Annotated in this window: 14 protein-coding genes and 3 tRNA genes; 11 read left to right on the top strand and 6 right to left on the bottom strand. The window is 50.5% G+C overall.

Annotation, left to right across the window (positions count from 1 at the left end; translation table 11 throughout):
- Positions 1-40 precede the first annotated feature (40 nt).
- The 7 genes from BSZ32_RS08800 (at position 41) to smpB (ending at position 9,393) form a co-directional block, all read left to right on the top strand.
- Positions 41-2,566, top strand: a complete 2,526-nt coding sequence (locus BSZ32_RS08800) for a PSD1 and planctomycete cytochrome C domain-containing protein (RefSeq protein WP_165788748.1) — start codon at positions 41-43, stop codon at positions 2,564-2,566.
- 73 nt (positions 2,567-2,639) lie between these two features.
- Positions 2,640-4,004 (top strand): DUF1501 domain-containing protein, encoded by a 1,365-nt coding sequence (locus tag BSZ32_RS08795; RefSeq protein WP_105043088.1) that lies wholly within the window; start codon positions 2,640-2,642, stop codon positions 4,002-4,004.
- Positions 4,005-4,096: 92 nt separating this feature from the next.
- On the top strand, positions 4,097-4,807 hold the full coding sequence (locus BSZ32_RS08790; RefSeq protein WP_105043087.1) for a TIGR04282 family arsenosugar biosynthesis glycosyltransferase: 711 nt from the start codon (positions 4,097-4,099) through the stop codon (positions 4,805-4,807).
- Positions 4,808-4,950: 143 nt separating this feature from the next.
- Complete coding sequence (locus BSZ32_RS08785) at positions 4,951-7,275, top strand: sulfatase-like hydrolase/transferase (protein ID WP_105043086.1); 2,325 nt, start codon at positions 4,951-4,953, stop codon at positions 7,273-7,275.
- 77 nt (positions 7,276-7,352) lie between these two features.
- The gene (locus tag BSZ32_RS08780; protein WP_105043085.1) at positions 7,353-8,240 is read left to right on the top strand and encodes an NAD-dependent epimerase/dehydratase family protein; all 888 of its coding nucleotides are present in this window, start codon (positions 7,353-7,355) and stop codon (positions 8,238-8,240) included.
- A gap of 373 nt (positions 8,241-8,613) precedes the next feature.
- On the top strand, positions 8,614-8,895 hold the full coding sequence (locus tag BSZ32_RS08775; RefSeq protein WP_206018784.1) for a DNA-directed RNA polymerase subunit omega: 282 nt from the start codon (positions 8,614-8,616) through the stop codon (positions 8,893-8,895).
- A 36-nt stretch (positions 8,896-8,931) separates the two neighbouring features.
- Positions 8,932-9,393, top strand: a complete 462-nt coding sequence (smpB, locus tag BSZ32_RS08770; protein ID WP_105043084.1) for an SsrA-binding protein SmpB — start codon at positions 8,932-8,934, stop codon at positions 9,391-9,393.
- 100 nt (positions 9,394-9,493) lie between these two features.
- On the opposite strand, the gene purN is transcribed toward smpB, so the two are convergent.
- The 3 genes from purN to bamA form a co-directional block, all read right to left on the bottom strand.
- The gene (gene purN, locus BSZ32_RS08765; RefSeq protein WP_105044806.1) at positions 9,494-10,078 is read right to left on the bottom strand and encodes a phosphoribosylglycinamide formyltransferase; all 585 of its coding nucleotides are present in this window, start codon (positions 10,076-10,078) and stop codon (positions 9,494-9,496) included.
- Between the two features lie 70 nt (positions 10,079-10,148).
- Positions 10,149-10,223 (bottom strand) — tRNA-Val (locus BSZ32_RS08760).
- Between the two features lie 349 nt (positions 10,224-10,572).
- Entirely contained in the window at positions 10,573-12,852 is a 2,280-nt protein-coding gene (bamA, locus tag BSZ32_RS08755) for an outer membrane protein assembly factor BamA (RefSeq protein WP_165788747.1), read from the bottom strand.
- A gap of 254 nt (positions 12,853-13,106) precedes the next feature.
- On the opposite strand from bamA, the gene BSZ32_RS08750 reads away from it, so the two are divergent.
- Positions 13,107-13,181, top strand: a tRNA-Glu gene (locus BSZ32_RS08750).
- 131 nt (positions 13,182-13,312) lie between these two features.
- Here the strand turns inward: BSZ32_RS08750 and BSZ32_RS08745 are convergent.
- A complete protein-coding gene (locus BSZ32_RS08745) occupies positions 13,313-14,656 on the bottom strand; it encodes a nucleotide sugar dehydrogenase (protein ID WP_105044805.1) in 1,344 nt (447 codons plus the stop codon).
- A gap of 213 nt (positions 14,657-14,869) precedes the next feature.
- Here BSZ32_RS08745 and BSZ32_RS19270 point away from each other — a divergent pair, with 213 nt between their 5' ends.
- On the top strand, positions 14,870-15,181 hold the full coding sequence (locus BSZ32_RS19270) for a type I phosphomannose isomerase catalytic subunit (protein ID WP_206018783.1): 312 nt from the start codon (positions 14,870-14,872) through the stop codon (positions 15,179-15,181).
- A gap of 32 nt (positions 15,182-15,213) precedes the next feature.
- Positions 15,214-15,801, top strand: a complete 588-nt coding sequence (locus BSZ32_RS19265) for a class I mannose-6-phosphate isomerase (RefSeq protein WP_206018782.1) — start codon at positions 15,214-15,216, stop codon at positions 15,799-15,801.
- Between the two features lie 59 nt (positions 15,802-15,860).
- Here the strand turns inward: BSZ32_RS19265 and BSZ32_RS08735 are convergent.
- Positions 15,861-15,947, bottom strand: a tRNA-Leu gene (locus tag BSZ32_RS08735).
- Between the two features lie 225 nt (positions 15,948-16,172).
- Here BSZ32_RS08735 and BSZ32_RS08730 point away from each other — a divergent pair.
- Positions 16,173-16,535 (top strand): hypothetical protein, encoded by a 363-nt coding sequence (locus tag BSZ32_RS08730; protein ID WP_105043082.1) that lies wholly within the window; start codon positions 16,173-16,175, stop codon positions 16,533-16,535.
- 85 nt (positions 16,536-16,620) lie between these two features.
- On the opposite strand, the gene BSZ32_RS08725 is transcribed toward BSZ32_RS08730, so the two are convergent.
- The gene (locus BSZ32_RS08725; protein ID WP_105043081.1) at positions 16,621-17,718 is read right to left on the bottom strand and encodes a peroxiredoxin family protein; all 1,098 of its coding nucleotides are present in this window, start codon (positions 17,716-17,718) and stop codon (positions 16,621-16,623) included.
- Positions 17,719-17,820: the final 102 nt, after the last annotated feature.

Here is a 17,820-nt window from a genome sequence, read left to right as displayed (position 1 = left end):
CTGAAAGACGCCATCTATTTATTACCTAATGCACTGCATCATGAAGTCCTTCCTTAGCCCAATCACACTAGCCATGGTGGTAAATTTTTGGGCGACCTGCTCCCATAGCTTTGCCGAGGAAGTTAAGTTCAATCGAGACATCAGGCCGATCCTCTCTGAAAATTGCTTTTTCTGTCACGGCCAAGACCCAGAACACCGCGGCGGTGAGCTCCGGCTTGATCTCCGCGAAGCAGCCATAGCTACGCGCAAGGACTCACCGCCAGCCATCGTCCCAGGTGACCCTGAAGCAAGTGAATTGATCAAGCGGCTAATCACCACCGATCCAGACCTCATCATGCCTCCAGCAGACGCTCATCTCGTCAACCTGAAAAAGGAGCAGATTCAAACCCTAAAGAAATGGATTAAATCGGGAGCCGAGTACGAGCCGCACTGGTCGTTTGTCCCGCCCACCAAGGCCGCACTCCCGCAATCACCAGCCACACAAAACCCTGTCGATAGCTTTATCAGAGCGCGCTTGAAGACCGAGGGACTCAAGCCCAGTAAGCAAGCTCCCGAGGAAATTTTAGTGCGCCGTCTCTATCTCGATCTCACCGGGCTCCCGCCATCAGTTGAAGATATCAACCGCTACCTCTCTGATACCGCACCTGATCGTTGGGGGAATTTGATCCGGCAGCTAATGGACTCGCCACACTTCGCCGAACGTCTCGCGATGCCATGGTTAGATGCCGCGCGTTATGCCGACACCCACGGGTTCTCGATCGATGACCACCGCGACATGTGGGCGTGGCGGGATTGGGTAATCCATGCTTTCCAGAAAAACCAACCCTACGATCAGTTCCTCACCGAGCAAATTGCTGGCGACCTGATTCCCAATGCGACCCCTGACCAGATTGCCGCCACCGGATTCCTTCGCAACAACATGAGCACCCATGAGGGCGGCACTATCGCCGAAGAATACCGGGTCAACCAGAACCTAGATAAAGTGGATGCCGTTGCCACAGCGATCCTGGGACTCACCATGAAGTGCGCCCAGTGCCACGACCATAAATACGACCCAATTTCTCAAAAAGAATACTTTAGTTTCTACGCCTTCTTTAACGCCTCATCTGAACCCGGAGAGGCAGCCACCAACGCCAACACTCCACCATTGATGGCCTATACCTCGCCGCTGGCAAATGGCGGAATCGATGGATTGAAATCTCGCGTCGCCGAGCTCGAACTCTTCAAACGCTATCCTCCAGCACACCTCGTCAAAGCTCGCGAGCTCTGGGAAGCAGAACAAAAGAAAAAAGCCACTGGACCGTTAGCTAAATCCCTAACCGCCAAGCAAGAGACACGAAGCACCGCAGACTGGAAAACCGTCAATGATGGATTTATCAGTTCAAGCTCCCCCCTGGCTACCGAAATGAAGATCTTCCTAAAAACTCTGGGGGTTGAAATCAAAGTTCTCAATAGAGACATCAAGCGTGGTCAGACCACCGTCATGGTGATGGACCACAAGCCAGCGTTGCGCAAAACCCACATCCTCATTCGAGGAGCCTACGACCAACTTGGCGAAGAGGTTTCAACGGGGGTTCCTGCCGTCTTGCCCGCTATCGGCGGCTCAGAATCGTCCACACGACTGGACCTTGCACGCTGGATCACCGACCCTAAAAACCCGCTTACTGCACGCGTCGCAGTTAACCGCACATGGCAAATGCTCTTTGGCCGCGGTATCGTAGAAACTGCTGGTGACTTTGGAAACCAAGGATCTTGGCCGAGCCACCCGGAGTTACTCGATTGGCTAGCTGTCGATTTTGTCGAGAACGGCTGGAATATCCGCCACGTTCTTAAAACAATTCTCAACTCGGAGACCTACCGCCAGTCGGCCGTGTCCTCAGCTGAACATCAAGAAAAAGACCCACGCAACCTCTTCTTTGCACGTTCGCCAAGACCACGCATCCCCGCTGAAATCATCCGCGATCAAGCTCTGGCTCACAGCGGGCTACTCAATCGCGCCGTAGGTGGACCCAGCGTCCACCCACCACAACCCGAGCTGTGGAGCGAGGTGAGCCACTATGGCTACACCAGCCCATTCACCTCACAAATTTTCCTCCATGGCCAAGAGGACACTGCCTACCGCCGCAGCATCTACACCTTTTGGAAGCGAACATCCCCACCGCCATCCATGGTGCTGTTCGATGCTCCTAGCCGTGAAACATGTTCGGTCGTTAGAGGAAGCACCAATACTCCTCTGCAAGCGCTGGTCCTGATGAATGAACCTCAGTTCGTGAAGGCTGGCTTAGCTCTAGGGCATCGCATACTGCACCAAGGTGGCAGCAACCATAGCAGCAGAATCAACTACGGATTCCGCCTCACCATGGGCAGGAATCCATCCCCTCAGGAAGCCCAGATCCTTGAAAAATCCATCTTAGAAAACATTCACCGCTTCACTAGCGACCTGCGTGCAGCTCAGCAACTTATTCAAAGTACAGTGAAAGCCACAAAGCAAACTCCCGAATTGGCTGCTTATGCAATCCTCGGCTCCACTTTACTGAACTTAGACGAATCGATCACTCGCCCATGAACCACTTGAAGACCACCTCAATTCAATCTCGCGCCGGAGCTTCCTAGGACTCACTGGGCTAGGTATTGGAGCAATGGCTGCCAAAAGCCTATTGGCCTCTGACTCGCTGGCTTCAGCTGCCAGCGCCCCGACAATTGGCACCCCCAATTTTGCCCCCAAGGCAAAGCGGGTCATTTATCTGTTTCAGTCCGGCGGGCCATCCCATATCGACCTCTTTGACCACAAACCCAAGCTCGTTGATCAACACGGCAAAGAACTTCCCGACTCGGTCCGCCAAGGCCAACGGCTTACCGGAATGACCTCTGGACAAAAAAGCCTCCCACTCTGCAAAAGTATTGCCAAATTCAGCCAACATGGAGAAAGCGCCCAGTGGATAAGTGACTTGCTACCACACACTTCGAAAATTGCCGATAAAATCGCCGTCATCCGGTCGATGCATACAGAAGCAATCAACCACGACCCGGGCATCACATTTATCAATACCGGCTCGCAGTTCCCAGGACTCCCCAGTATGGGGTCATGGATATCCTACGGCCTTGGCAGCATGAACGAAAACCTGCCATCCTATGTGGTCCTTTTATCTCAAGGCACAGGAAAAGACCCGGGCCAGCCGATCTTTTCACGTCTATGGGGCAGCGGATTCTTACCCTCCAGCCACCAAGGTGTGCAATTCCGCAGCGGCAAAGACCCCGTCCTTTTCCTTAATGACCCAGCAGGAGTCTCGCGCAATGACAGACGCAACATGCTCGATGATCTGGCTCAGCTCAACCAGATCCGCCACGAGCAAATGGCTGACCCTGAAATCCTCACTCGGATCAGCCAATATGAAATGGCCTTCCGCATGCAGACGTCCGCACCAGAACTCGCTGACCTCTCCGATGAACCGGACTCAATTTTTGAATTATATGGTGAAGATGCCCGCCAACCTGGCACCTACGCCTATAATTGCTTGATGGCCCGCAGAATGGCCGAGCGCGGTGTCCGCTTCACCCAGCTTTTTCATCGCGGCTGGGACCAGCACAATAGTCTAAAAAGTCATTTAGCAAATCAATGCAGCGACACAGATCAAGCATCCGCCGCACTCATCACCGACCTCGAGCAGCGTGGCTTACTGGATGACACCCTCGTTGTCTGGGGTGGAGAATTTGGCCGCACAGTCTACAGCCAAGGGAAGCTTGGTACAGGAAGAGACCACCACGGCCGATGCTTCAGCATGTGGGCTGCCGGTGGCGGAATCAAAGCGGGTACCAGCTATGGACTCACTGACGACTTTTCCTACAACATCGTTGAAAATCCAGTCCACATCCGCGACTTGAATGCCACCATTTTAAACTGCCTCGGCATGGACCAAAACCGATTCACATTTAGCTTCCAAGGCCTCAACCATAAGCCTACAGGAGTACAGCCAGCCAATGTCGTGAGTGGCATTCTCAGCTAAAATCCCCTCTATACCCCCAACTAGATTCACTCGACTGTCAGAGCATTCCCTCTTATTAATAAGCTTACCGACCCCAAAATGTCATTGAAGCTATGAATGCCCTGCTCATTTTCCTTAAAGAACCCACACCGGGAATGGTGAAAACACGCTTAGCTCATTCCGTGGGCCACGAGGAAGCAGCAAGACGCTATCGAGCTTTGGTGGCGGTGCTCTTGCAGCAACTCGAAGGACTCAAGGACACCCACGTGAGATTTTGTTACGCACCCGATGACGCCGGTGACGCAATCAGCTTCTGGATCCTCCCCCAACTCAGAGGTCACACGGCCAAACAAGCTGAAAACTTCTTGTTCACTCCGGAAAAAAATGCGCCCGCATTCACTATCGATTTCAGAGCCCAGGGCGATGGCCACCTCGGCAACCGGTTGGAGAGAGCTGCCTCGCAGGCCTTTGATGAAGGCTACACGAAAGTCGCCGTCATTGGCTCAGATTGCATCCACTGTGGGGCGCGATGGATCAATACGGGCTTTTCTCATGTGAAGCAAGATAGTTGCCTGATTGGCCCCAGCGAGGACGGTGGCTACTACCTCCTCGCTACCGCGCAAAAGTCCCCTCAGCTCTTTCAAAACATCAACTGGAGCTCGGAAAACACCCGATCAGAAACCGAACTAGCAGCCACCAAGATGGGACTCACTCTCGTCCATTTACCCGAACTCAGAGATGTCGACGACGAAGAAGACTGGGATCACATCCTCCAATCAGCGATTGGCGGAAAGCTCACTGCCGCGCTCAAGCGCGAGGTCTAATACGGCCTAATTCTAGGTTACTCATCGCTGCCGCCCCTCACTTACAGACCTAGAGGAGCCCGTCTAATAGCTAAGAAATTGTCTTGAAAATACTCAATACTGGAGCATCTAGAGATGCACTCAAGTAGTTTGCAGTCAATTTCATGCCCTACAAAATACTCCACACTCTCCTCTGGCTCTGCGGCCTATGTTATGGATTGATTCCCTTTTTGCGTCAGCATGAATTTGGGAGCAATAAGATCTCCCCCTACTTGGGCGAGAGCTACTTAGGTAGCCACATTTTGATCTTTCTAGGACTGGCTGCCAGTGGTGCAGCTCTCTGGGGGGGGCTGTCACGCTGGCTCAACATAGGGGACTTTAAAGAACACAAAGCGAAGACGTGGATGATTACCACCCTCTGCGGACTTGGCCTTATACTCACGCTTGGAGTACTGGACCTACTTACCGGTTATGCTTACCTAGCGGCTGGTTTCGTCTTAGCGCTGGCGATTATCACCTGCGCTATAAAGTTCTCCCACCACCCCACTCCGACTCGTGCTGAGTTAAAGATTCTTGCCGCATGGCTGATGCGTAAACACCCGTGGAATGGTCCGTTTTTCTTCGCTCTCTACACCCTGCTACTGTGGCACAACTACGAGCTCATTTCGGGAATGCTAGAGCTTGGTTTTTGGCACAAGATCAGTCTTTTCATCAACCGAATGTTCACCCAACTAAGCCTGATCGGCGTGCTTTATTTTGCCACTCGGCTCTCGATTGATACTGGCCCACGCTGGATTCGCCCATGGGTTTGGGTCATTGCCTCGATGGCCCCTATAGCCATCGTGCTCGACCGACTTCTCCACGGCTACTGGAACCAGACATTTCTCGGATTCCTCAACAAACTCGGCACCAAGGGCCTGATGAATTTTGGAACCGAACTCCAAGGAGCAGGCATCCACCTCACAGCTCCCGCCTTTGCCGGTATCGGACTCGCCGTTGTACTCGTCTTCTGCATTCTGACTTATGGTACATCTCGCCTTGCGAGGAAATGGAAACTCCACACCGCCCCCATCTGGATGCTTGTCGCCATCGTTATAGGATTCACAGGAGCATCCGTTGAACAAGCCATCGGAAAATCTTGGAAACCTCGCCGGAGCTGGATGCAGGAATATAAGGAATTTGGCATCCAACTCTCGCCAGTACGTCCACCCGACGGACTCGCACATTTTCAAGTGACCTTTCGCGATCACCATTGGCAAGACCAGCAGCAAGAGTTCGATCTGAAACAACGCCCAGATATTTACTTGGTCTTTATCGAGTCATTCCGCCACGATGCACTGCGCTCTGACGTGACCCCATTTCTCTACGAATTTGCAGAAAACGAAGCCCAGCCAATCGGCCACACCTGGGCCGCCTCCAATGGCACCCACCTATCGTGGTTCAGCACCTTTACCAGCCAGACCTCGACAGCTCGCGAACACAGCCGTGACCTCGCAAGAGAGCAAGACTGGCCCGGTCTCCCCATCTTCCACATTCTCCAGAAATCGGGCTACGACCTGCAGGTGCACACCGCCAAGAACCTCGACTTCCGCGACATGCGCCGCCACTTCCATGGGCTCAACGACTCCCCTTTCAGCACGATACGTGAAAACGTGGAGGGCGACCCCAGCTTTGACCTCAGTTACCCTGAGCGCGAAGTCATTGTCTTCAACGACCTACAGAACCTCATCAGCACTCGCGATGCTGGCGGCCATTTCACCATCGCTACGATTGACTCGACTCACTACAAGTATTCATGGCACGAGGACTTCGATCCTCCATTTAAGGAATACTACCCTCATGCCTTCTTCCCCTCTTCGCCATCAAGTGAAGAAACTGAGTTGATCAAAAATCAATACTTCAACTCGCTCGCATGGGCTGATTCACTGGCTAAAGGTTTCTGCGAGCACCTCAAAAGTGTCGGGCAATATGACGACTCGATCATCATCTTCACCGGCGACCACGGTGAGGAATTTCAAGACCACGGCGGCTGGCTCCACGTCTCATCGCTCGAAGACGAACAAGTCAAAGTTCCGATGCTCATCAAGTGGCCCAAATCGATTGGTCGAGGTCCTGAGGTCGCCGAAGCGAGCCACCTAGACCTCATGCCGAGCCTGTTGCATTACCTCCGTGATGACTCCACCCCACTCGACACAGCAGGAGTCTCACTACTCAGCTCACCACCAGCCCGAACAAGCATCGCCACCACGGCCCAAGGAGGGATCACCAAAGAGGCCATGCTCTTGACCAGAGAAGGATACAAAGCGTTTTTCACCTGGCCACACTACTTTGATGGACGACCTGGCACAAAACTCACGCTCACCCGCTTCATCGGCCCAGAAGGAGACATAGAACTCACCAGCCATGAGGAATATGAAGTAGCCCTCAAGAGCCACTTCCCAGATGCTTTTGAGCGCTTTTTTGAGTCTTTTGAACTCAAGAAAAAATAGCCCCCAGCTCACTGCCGGAAATAAGCGCAACGCATATCCAACTTGCTAGAACCCCCAGTATTCGCTATTGCTGGAGCATGGCAACAGTGCTCATCATTGGCGGTTCAGGCTGCGTCGGAATAGAGACCACACATGCGCTCCTTTCGCGTGGTGTGGATCATATTATTTGCCTCTCGCGCGGCACTACTGCAGTCAATCCGATCCAAGGAGTACAGTACGTTCAGGCAGACATCCTCGATCTCCCATCGATTTTTGCGGTACTCAACGACCATGCAGTCACTCACGTCCTTCATGCCGCAGGCTTGCGCACCACGGATTGTAAAAATAACCCCGCGCGTGCAGTAGAAGTCAATATCACGGGGACCAACAATGTACTCGAAGCCATCCGTCTCTATGGCAAAATTCAACGTCTCATTTTCACTAGTACCGCCGCAGTTTACAAAGTTCCTGATGACGGGAGCTTTGTAGATGAACTGGCCACTACTATTCCGCTCAATCCCTACACAGCCACCAAACTAGCGGCAGAACAACTCATCGAGTGCTATGCTCTGCACTATCAGATACCAGCCACTATTTTACGTCCACAAATCATCTATGGTCCGACACGTGGCAGTGACGGCTCCACAGCGGGTATTACCCAAGCCATCAAGGCCGCTCAAGAGGGAAAGCATTTCACGATCCCCTTTGGAGGAAGGACTGGATTCCACTACAGCCGAGACGTTGGCCAGCAGCACGCCCTCGCATTATTAGAAAGCCCCGAGCATTTCGCCCGCTACAATTTACCCGCTCAATCCCTAAGCATCGCCGAGATTTGTTCCGCTATCAACACCCACCATGGCAAGCAGCTAGTCGACTACAGCGACAGCCCGTATCCTTTCGCCCATGGACTCGACAGCAGCGCATTCCTTCAGGCATTTCCAAAGGCCCAGCGCACCAGCTTCTCTGACGCTCTAAAGCGCGAGTAAAGGCAACCTAATCTTCCAGTAGGCCTTTAGTTCATCCCACAGTATCACTTGATCCCTTTATATCTAGGAAGATTATGCGTCCTATTCCAAACCTCTGAATGCCTTTTCTGAGAATACATACAAAAAAAGCTTGCAGCAAACTAGGATCCAGTGCAGGGTATTTGCATGACACAACGCAAGTTGTTCGTCTGGCCAGAATCGGTATTTCGGGGGGAATTTTCCGGTTCTGTGCCTAACATTCCTAATCAAGCCCAATCATGCGCCACAAGTTGCAGATTGGGCTTGATTCTTTTAAAGAAAAGAGGTTCAACCATCCCTTGTAAAGCTCGGCAACCAACTGCCACCTTAAAAAATCAAAACACGACACTGGAATATGGACGACTCAAACATCATCCCGTTTGAACAACCTAAGCCAGTGAATCGATTTCCAGGAACATCTATGAAAAGCGACCTAGTCGAACAAGCAGCAGAGATCGTCAGCGATCCACAAGTACTCATCAACGTAGTCTCTCAGCGCGTACGCCAACTCAACACTGGCCGAGCTCCACTCGTTGAAACACTCCCAAGCATGGGAGCTGCTGACATTGCACTTACCGAAATCATCGAAGGTAAGCTCAAAGTCATTCCTGGCACATTTGAAAATCTAAAAGAGTAGCCTCGCTCCTTCACCAACCAGCGATTTGAGAATCCTATGAGTGACGAGATTTCTAAAAACAGAAAAGCCCGTCACGAATACCACATTCTCGAGACCTACGAAGCTGGCATGGAACTCAAAGGCACGGAGGTGAAATCCATCCGTGCTGGCAAAGTCAACATTGCTGACTCCTTCGCTCGCGTCGAAAAGGGTCAGCTTTTTCTATACGGCTGTGACATCCAACCATGGGAAACCGCAGGATCATGGTTTCAGCATCAGTCACGCCGCCCACGTCGCCTTTTAGTGCACAAGTCCGAGATTCTTAAGCTCGACCTACAAACCTCACAAAAGGGCTGTACTCTCGTCTGCCTCCGGATGTACTGGCATAACCGCAAGGTCAAAGTAGAGATCGGAGTCGCCAAGGGCAAGACCCACACCGACAAGCGTCACGCACTCAAAGACCAAGTCGAAAAGCGCGAAGCTCAGCGTGAAATGTCACGCTTCAATAAGGGCCGGTAATCCGCCCTGTCCTTAGTCAATAAGGCCGACACGATGAAGTCCTATTCACCTCGCACAAGGTTACACCGAGGCGCTAAAACAATAATGTCAGTGCCTCAGCTTACTGCTGGGCAGCTATAGCTGCGATCACTTCAGGGTACAGCGAATGCTCTTCCAGCTGAATACGTGCGTGTAGAGTCTCGGCAGTGTCTCCAGCTATTACAGCCACCTTAGCCTGCTTAATGATTGGCCCGGTATCCATGCCCGCGTCTACATAATGGACCGTGCAGCCACTTTCACGGGCACCATCTGCAACAGCCTGCTTCCACGCCATTAGGCCTGGGTAGGCCGGCAGCAATGAGGGATGGATATTTAGTATGCGCTCGGGAAAGATGTCTAGCATCGGCTGCTTCACCAATCGCATAAATCCAGCGAGGCAAACAAGCTTCACTCCAGCCGCTTTCAGCTGGGCCGCAACGGCGCTCTGACTCTCATCAGGGAACTTTGTCTTAAATCCCCCACAATCGATCACCTCCGCAGGAATACCAGCCTTACGCGCTCTCTCTAAGATATAGCCATCAGGGTTGTCACTGAGCACCAAAACAATCTCCGCATCGAGAGTCCCCGCCTCTATCGCATCAAGAATCGCCTGCATGTTAGAACCTGAACCTGAGCCTAGAACGCCGAGTTTGATAGTCTGTGACATTGGAATGATAGTGTGAAATTTAACTAAAAAAAAACCAGCCTTCATAAAGAAGGGCTGGATTATAAACAAGTGGTACAGGAAGAGGGATTTGAACCCCCGACCGCCTCGGTGTAAACGAGATGCTCTACCGCTGAGCTATTCCTGCTTTCACTTGCTGCGTGTCACCTTGCGACGACAGCGGAAATATCCACACAACCACAAAATACGCAAGCTAAATTCGGATCAAATCTTCACTTTTTTCAGAGATCAACTCTAGATCCCATTGCTCACCTGACCACAAGCTCGAAGCCCTCTTGATGAAACGATTTCCAACTGAAAACTTTAGCAATCACAAGTATAATGAAACTGCCACTTCATCTAGTTGAAGGAACAAAATAGCCGACATCACGAGTCCTATCACCTCTACCTTCAGAAGATCAGCATAAAAAAAGAGTCTCAATCCTTTATAGGACTGAGACTCTCTCAAAAAAAATCAGAGCTAACTAAAGTCCAATCTAAAATTCGTAATCAACGTAGAAGTTGAACTGGCCACCTTTATCAGCCGTTGGGTCTGGTGATTCGAGTGGGAATGCATAATCGAGTGCAATCGGCCCGAATGGAAGATTCATACGAATACCAAATCCTGCATCAGAATAGTAGTCGCTGATATCAAAGTCGAAGCTATCGAGGTTCACAAATCCAGCATCATAGAAGAAAGCACCACGTACTGTGGAAACAAGTGGGAAGGACCACTCGACAGTAGCATAGCCTGCGGAATCTCCACCGATCACATCTCCCGTAGCTGGGTCACGTGGGCCGACGTCACGGTACTCGAAACCACGAAGGTTACGAGCTCCACCAAGAAACTGGCGGTCGTAGATTGGTGTGACACCAGAAGAGGTTTCCACCATATCAACCGAGCCACCTAACTCGAGAATTGAGTCAAACCAGAGGTTCCAGTATTTGGCTCCGGAAACATTAAAGATGAATGAGTCAGAATCACCGCCTAGAGCCTCAAACACACTGGTGATTCCAGTATCGATCTTGTGACCTTTACGTGGGGTTTGGAGGGAATTACGACTATCGTACACATAGTTCAAGCCCAGCGCTGGTCGAGTAAACTTTCCGTCAAATTGCTGGAATAGCGAATCATTCGGAACATCGCTTTCCACATCCACACGGATTTTTTCGTAGCGCAGGTCTACACTCAGGTAGGAACGCTTGCCCAGTGGCTTACGAAGGAAGATAGCACCACCGACGTTGCGTTGGTCGTATTGATCACTCAGGTTTTGAGCGCCACGATAGAATAGCTCAGTTCCCAAGGAAAGCCGCTGGCCGAGGAACCATGGCTCCGTGAGTGATATTTTGAAATCTTGTGTCTCTGAACCAGCACGGAGATTCAGTCCAAAACGCTGGCCACCACCACGGAAGCCCCAAGGGTTTGAAATATCAAAGTTCGTTTCCTCTACGTTGATGTAACCCACAATGCTATCGATAGAACTGAATCCTAGACCGAAACTGAGCTGACCAGTATTTTTCTCATCGACGATGATGTTGATGTCGCGGTAGCCGTCCTGAGACGACGGAGATCCTTCAGCCACAACATTTGAGAAATAATTAAGACCCTCAAGTCGCTGGCGGGTAGTTTCTACATCCACTGAGTTGAAATTATCACCAGGCTTGAGTGGCACCTCACGACGGATGACTCGGTCCTTCGTCTTGTTGTTGCCTTCGATAGTCACACGGCCTACTTTGTAAGGTTTACCTTCGGTAATGCGGTAAGTGATATTGACCTGACTAGGTCCCGCGTCGCGAATGTCTGGGTCAACTCTAGCATCAGCATAGCCTCTGGATCCGTAGTAGCTGCGGATTGTGCGGATGTCCTTGCGCATCTTCTTCGAGGAGAATCCATCGCTAGCGTTCAAAGTCAGCACAGGAGAAAGCTCGGCGGAACTGAAGACCTTCATGGGGCCAGCAAAAGCGATTTGGCCTATAGTGTACTTGATCCCTTCGTTGATATCCATCACGAGATTCACTTTCCCTTTCTTATCTGCCTCACGACGGAAGCCACTGCTCGCTACACGAAGATATCCACGGTTGCGGTAGTAGTCGAGAACCCGATCTTCATCTTCATCGAGCTTAGTCACGTCAATGCGTCCAGACTTTGTAAGGAATGAAAGTAGACCTTTTTCTTTCGTCTCCATCTCCCCCTGCAAGACATGTGACTTGTAGGCATTGTTCCCGCGAAACTTGATATGACGAACCTCAGTTTGTGCACCCTCATCAATGGTAAGAATCAAATCTGAATAGCCCTTGCGGTTGGTTGACTGAATACGGTGGCTGACAACAACATCTGGATAGCCATAGCCTAGGTAGTACTTCTCAATATTCTTACGTGCATCGTAAATAGCAGCATCACTCAGTGGAGCTCCTGGCTTCAGCTTTGTTTCCTTCGCTAGTTTCTTATCAGTGAAGTTGACGTTCCCAGCAAATCCGACCCCGGCCAAGGCTGGCCGTGTGACAACTTCTACAATCAATGTCATTCCCGCTCCACTTCCCTCGCCAGACATTTTGACGTCGTCGACTAGTCCGCTTTCAACAAGCGAGCGAATGTCATCGTCTAGCTTCTCCGCGCTGAACTTCTGACCAGCTTTCACTGACATCAAGTTACGGATGCGAGCTTCGTCTACAGTCTTCGCCCCCTTGTATCGAACTTGAACGGAATTGATCTTCTTGTCTGTGAAGTCTTGAGCGCCGGCTATTGATAGGCCTAGCATCAAAGCTAATACACTCATTAGAGCAATTCTTAGGCGAGATAGGGCGATAGATTTTGTCATCAGGTCGTGCATGGTTAGTTAAGTAGGCCGAGATACAAATCTCAGAGCGCTGATAACAACCTTAGTCACCTTCAAGGTCAAGGCGAATCAATGAGTTGTAGCCCAACAATTTTCTTATTCTCAAAGGAAAATTAACTTCCAATGAAATTTCATCTTGCGCGAACCCACTAAGCATGATTCTTTGCGCCACGCCGCAAGGCAACCATTACTGCGTCCCGTTCGTCTAATGGTTAGGACTCCGCCCTTTCACGGCGGCAATAGGGGTTCGAATCCCCTACGGGATGCCATTTCATTTACTTGAAATGCTTAGATAAAAAGGCTCATCGATATCGATGAGCCTTTTTTGTTGTTTGCCATGCTGGACACAAAAAACACAGCCCGATCAACGAGCTGCGGTCTAGACAAAAGTGATTCGCGACTAGGATTTGCCGATGCACGAGGCTTTGAAACCGATCGATTCAAGCTTTTCTAGGTCGAGGATATTACGTCCATCGAATATGTGCGCAGGCTTGACCATGTCTTTATAAATCGCGGCGTAATCTAATGCCACAAACTCATCCCATTCTGTGAGAATGAGGACTGCGTGCGCATCCTTTGCGGCCTCTTCTGCAGAGTTCGCAATTTTGGTCGAATCAGATGTGAGATGCTTGATCTCCTCAGCAGGCACTTGTGGGTCATAGACCACGATGTCTGCGCCTTCTTCTAGCAGGTCGCGACAAATATAGATTGCTGCTGATTCACGGGTATCATTCGTGTCTTTCTTAAAGGCGAATCCTAGCACTGCAATGCGCTTCCCTTGGAGTGTATTAAATAGGCTGTGAATCACCTTACGAGTAAAGCGCTTGCGCTGGTACTCATTCATGGTGATGACCTGACGCCAGTACTCAGCTACTTCAGGCAAACCAAAGTGCCCGGAAAGGTAGACTAAGTTCAGAATGTCCTTCTGGAAACATGAACCACCAAAGCCAACTGAGGATTTGAGAAATTTGGGGCCGATACGGCTGTCCATTCCAATGGCATTCGCCACCTCTTCGACATCCGCTCCTGAGACTTCACAGACTGCGGAAATTGCATTAATTGAAGAGACCCGCTGAGCGAGGAAAGCATTAGCCACGAGCTTAGAAAGCTCTGATGACCATACATTAGTGGTGATGATTTTTTCACGAGGAACCCAACGATTGTAGACATCGACCACGGTCTGCACTGCCTTCTTACCAGATTCCGTAGAGTCGCCACCAATCAAAACTCGATCAGGGTTCTCAAGGTCGGTAATAGCTGTACCCTCTGCAAGAAATTCTGGGTTAGACAGTATCTCAAATAAATGGCCTTTGTTGTAGCCGTCGAAAACGCTCTTTACCAACTCTGCGGTACGAACTGGAACTGTAGACTTCTCAATAACGATTTTAGGGCCGTCACAGGCTTCCGCAATCATCCGGGCACAGCCTTCGATATACCCAAGCTCCGGAGCCTGGCCTGCACCAATACCGTAATCCTTGGTCGGAGTACCTACGGAAATGAAAATGATGTCCGCAGATTTGATGTGAGACTTCACCTCAGTCGAGAAGGTAAGGTTCTTTCCACGTCGCTCTTCAACGATCTCTTGAAGACCTGGCTCGTAGATCGGCAAGCAATCAGAATTCCATGCTGCAATGCGCTCTTCATTCAAGTCAACTACAGCCACATCAATGTCATGACATTTCTTAGCGATCATCGCCATGGTCGGGCCACCAACGTAGCCAGCTCCTATACAACAAATTTTCATCATTCTCTATGGGGTATCAGTTTGCTAGGTGAAGCTCTCTTCACCCATAACTCTGGCACTGGTATAAACAGCCAAATATCACTTGTCCACACTTCAGAAGGAGATTTCTACATGATGCGCTCTGAGGCGAATGACACAGAACCAGCACAAACTTCTGTATTTTCTCTGCGATTTCATAAAAAGTAAGCAGAACTTCAGTAAAAATTCACCACCATGTCAGTACTCACATTCCAACCAATTTACCAACAACGCGTATGGGGCGGCAGAAAACTAGAGACCATCTACCAAAGAAAACTCCCTGACTCGACGACACCTTACGGAGAGTCTTGGGAAATCTCAGATCGGCCCGAAGCGCAATCGATCGTCACCACTGGACCACTCAAAGGCAAATCTCTGAGTGCATTGTGGAGCAGCCAGCGCAAAGAAATCTTTGGCGACTATTCCTCTGATAACTTCCCCTTGTTGATCAAAATCCTCGATGCCCAGACCGATCTTTCGATCCAAGTTCACCCTCCCAGCACCTAGCAGCCGAGCTCAATGGTGAGCCGAAGACCGAAATGTGGTACATCGCCCATGCTGAACCTGGCGCTCGGATCTATGTTGGCCTTAAATATGGCACAACCCGCGAAGCCTTCGCAACCGCGCTCAACAATGGTGACCCCGACAAGCTCGTGCACGCGATCATGCCAAAGGCTGGAGAGTCGATACACATCCCATCTGGACGACTTCATGCCATCGGAGCTGGGCTGGTAATTTACGAGATCCAGCAAAACTCAGACACGACCTACCGGGTATTCGACTGGAATCGGGTCGGGCTCGACGGCACTCCACGTGAACTTCACATAGAAGAATCCATGAAGTGCATCGACTTCGATGACTTCGAACCCACTATGGACACGCCTAACGGCAACACTCTAGCCGAATGCGCCTACTACAAAGTGGATCAATTCCAGCTATCGGAAGGCGACTCAATCAGCAACCCCGCGGATGACAAGTTCTCCATCCTCACCGTGGTAGAAGGCTGCCTCACCGACTGCGATGGCAGCCTCCACAGAGCCGGAAGCTTCCTGCTCAATCCCGCTGGAGCGAAAGGGATGATTGCTAGCACTGATTGCATCATTCTACAAACAACTCTCCCTCAGTAAGGCCGAAGTCACACAATCCACGACACAAAAAAGCCTCACAAATGTGAGGCTTTTTTAAATGGTGCTCGAGGGGGAATCGAACCCCCACGGCCTTAACGGCCACTAGATCCTTAGTCTAGCGCGTCTACCAATTCCGCCACCCGAGCAGGTGTTGTTTGGTCGGCGCAGTTCTAGTAGAAATCCTCTCAGAGGCAAGGAAATCTTTGCTAATTTTTTCGAGCTGTCGGGTTATCACGAAGAATCATCATTGAGTTCCAAGTAAATATGCCTTATAAATGTTAGCGCACATTGTAATCAACAGATCTCTCAACTTCAGCTTTACTTAATCAAATCGAAGCGAAAGCCTCAGTAATCCATACCCAAAAACCATTATGAACGAAGAAGCAACACCCAACGAAGAAGCTAAACATCAATTTGATTCCTTCTCAGATGCTTTTGGTCAAGCTAGCTGCGATGCTCAAGAAAAAGCGCGCGCCGCAGCTCCCAAGCTAAAGGAGACAATCTCTAATGGTGCATTTGAAGCCGCCTACAGTCTGGCCTATGGTGCCGTTTTTGCAGGAGCATTTGCTCACGAACTCTTGCCTCAGTCACTCAAAGACGGACTAGATAAAGGTGCCCAAGCGGGCAAGGATGCCGCCCGCAAAGCGACAGAAAAGGCTAAAGAACACTTTTCTCATCAGCAGGATCCAGCAGCACAAGTGGCCATGGAGCTGCCAGACACGCCACCAGCGTAATCATTTTCATATGTGTGTGTGTGAACGTCCAACTAAGTCAAGGAGCTGGAAAAAATACCCGTCTGATTCATTTCAGGCGGGTATTCTATTTCCCAGCTGGCGCAAGTAGAGCTGAGACAGTGAGGTCAACAAAGCTCCCAAGCGGCCCATTGTATTGGATCACGCCCTTATCATCGAGCACATAACAGACGGGTGAATCCGTCACACGGTAAACTCTGTAAAGGTCACCATTGGGGTCCGTGAAATTTTTGCCGCTGGTTTTTTGAGCCATTTCAATCTCACGGAGATCGCTCAGTGAGTCACGGTTGACTCCGACTATTTGCACCTTCTTACCTATGTAGTGTTTCTCAATTTTGCGGAGGTAATCGAGCACTTCAATCGGCTGCTCCCAGCTGGTCCAGAATACGAGAACGACTACTTTGCCCCGAAAATCACTCAGTCTCATTGGCTGGGATCGACTATCTTTACCAATCAAGTCGGGCGCAGTGGCTCGCTTGGAAAGCTTAGTCATCCGGTAAACTTCCTCTTTCGCTAGATCCGCAACAGTCAATTTTCCTACCTTCGTGTCTGCAGCATTGATAATGGCCTTGCGGATTAAGTCTAACCGACGCTTGTTGATTTCGGCACTATCCCCCATCGAAGCCAAGACTCCTGACAAGGCGAGGCAAGCCTGACCACGCAATGGTTTGTTGCGTTTGCTATTGATGATTGATTCGATAAATCGAATTTTCTCCATAGTAAGGTTCACCACTTTCCCATCAATGCTTGCCTGTGCTGGCTGAGAATTCGACTTCCCAGCTGGAGCTAAAGCAATACAGAATTCCCCTAACAATGGTGAGTCCGCATGAAATTTCCCGATCAGACTAATGATATTACTGACCTCGTGCTCAGTCAGTCCGCCATGGTAATTGAGCAACCAAATGATGTAGGGCATCGTCCACTTTTGCTTTAGAGCTTTACCGATCTCCCCCACCATTCGTTTACTATACAAGCCCAGTTCTGGACGCCTTTTCACAACGGCGAGTTTCTGAGCGGCAGTTCTCGCGCCTAGCATCTGTTGCTGCCACTCAAGCTCGGCGAGCCGGCACTCTTTAACAATGCGTTCAGCTCCTTGCGGAGTACCCGCAATGGCTGAGACACCAGCAACCGCGAGGGCACATAGGATCAGGAAGATCTGTTTCATGGCGGCAAAGTAGCAGTCGCGGCAGCAATGACAAGCCCCAGAAATAAAACAGCTCAGACCATAAGGCCTGAGCTGATGAAAATCGATTTTAGGGCTCTACAA

This window comes from Rubritalea profundi (assembly GCF_002954445.1).
GTDB lineage: Bacteria > Verrucomicrobiota > Verrucomicrobiia > Verrucomicrobiales > Akkermansiaceae > Rubritalea > Rubritalea profundi.
The sequence above is the reverse complement of the archived record's forward strand: the minus strand, read 5'-3'. Positions and strand labels throughout refer to the sequence as shown.

Bases quoted from the DNA above. Each gene is read 5' to 3' on its own strand.
- BSZ32_RS08800 (WP_165788748.1), top strand. From the start codon at position 41: ATGAAGTCCTTCCTTAGCCCAATCACACTAGCCATGGTGGTAAATTTT.
- BSZ32_RS08795 (WP_105043088.1), top strand. From the start codon at position 2,640: ATGGCTGCCAAAAGCCTATTGGCCTCTGACTCGCTGGCTTCAGCTGCC.
- BSZ32_RS08790 (WP_105043087.1), top strand. From the start codon at position 4,097: ATGAATGCCCTGCTCATTTTCCTTAAAGAACCCACACCGGGAATGGTG.
- BSZ32_RS08785 (WP_105043086.1), top strand. From the start codon at position 4,951: ATGCCCTACAAAATACTCCACACTCTCCTCTGGCTCTGCGGCCTATGT.
- BSZ32_RS08780 (WP_105043085.1), top strand. From the start codon at position 7,353: ATGGCAACAGTGCTCATCATTGGCGGTTCAGGCTGCGTCGGAATAGAG.
- BSZ32_RS08775 (WP_206018784.1), top strand. From the start codon at position 8,614: ATGGACGACTCAAACATCATCCCGTTTGAACAACCTAAGCCAGTGAAT.
- smpB (WP_105043084.1), top strand. From the start codon at position 8,932: ATGAGTGACGAGATTTCTAAAAACAGAAAAGCCCGTCACGAATACCAC.
- purN (WP_105044806.1), bottom strand. From the start codon at position 10,078: ATGTCACAGACTATCAAACTCGGCGTTCTAGGCTCAGGTTCAGGTTCT.
- bamA (WP_165788747.1), bottom strand. From the start codon at position 12,852: ATGAGTGTATTAGCTTTGATGCTAGGCCTATCAATAGCCGGCGCTCAA.
- BSZ32_RS08745 (WP_105044805.1), bottom strand. From the start codon at position 14,656: ATGAAAATTTGTTGTATAGGAGCTGGCTACGTTGGTGGCCCGACCATG.
- BSZ32_RS19270 (WP_206018783.1), top strand. From the start codon at position 14,870: ATGTCAGTACTCACATTCCAACCAATTTACCAACAACGCGTATGGGGC.
- BSZ32_RS19265 (WP_206018782.1), top strand. From the start codon at position 15,214: ATGTGGTACATCGCCCATGCTGAACCTGGCGCTCGGATCTATGTTGGC.
- BSZ32_RS08730 (WP_105043082.1), top strand. From the start codon at position 16,173: ATGAACGAAGAAGCAACACCCAACGAAGAAGCTAAACATCAATTTGAT.
- BSZ32_RS08725 (WP_105043081.1), bottom strand. From the start codon at position 17,718: ATGAAACAGATCTTCCTGATCCTATGTGCCCTCGCGGTTGCTGGTGTC.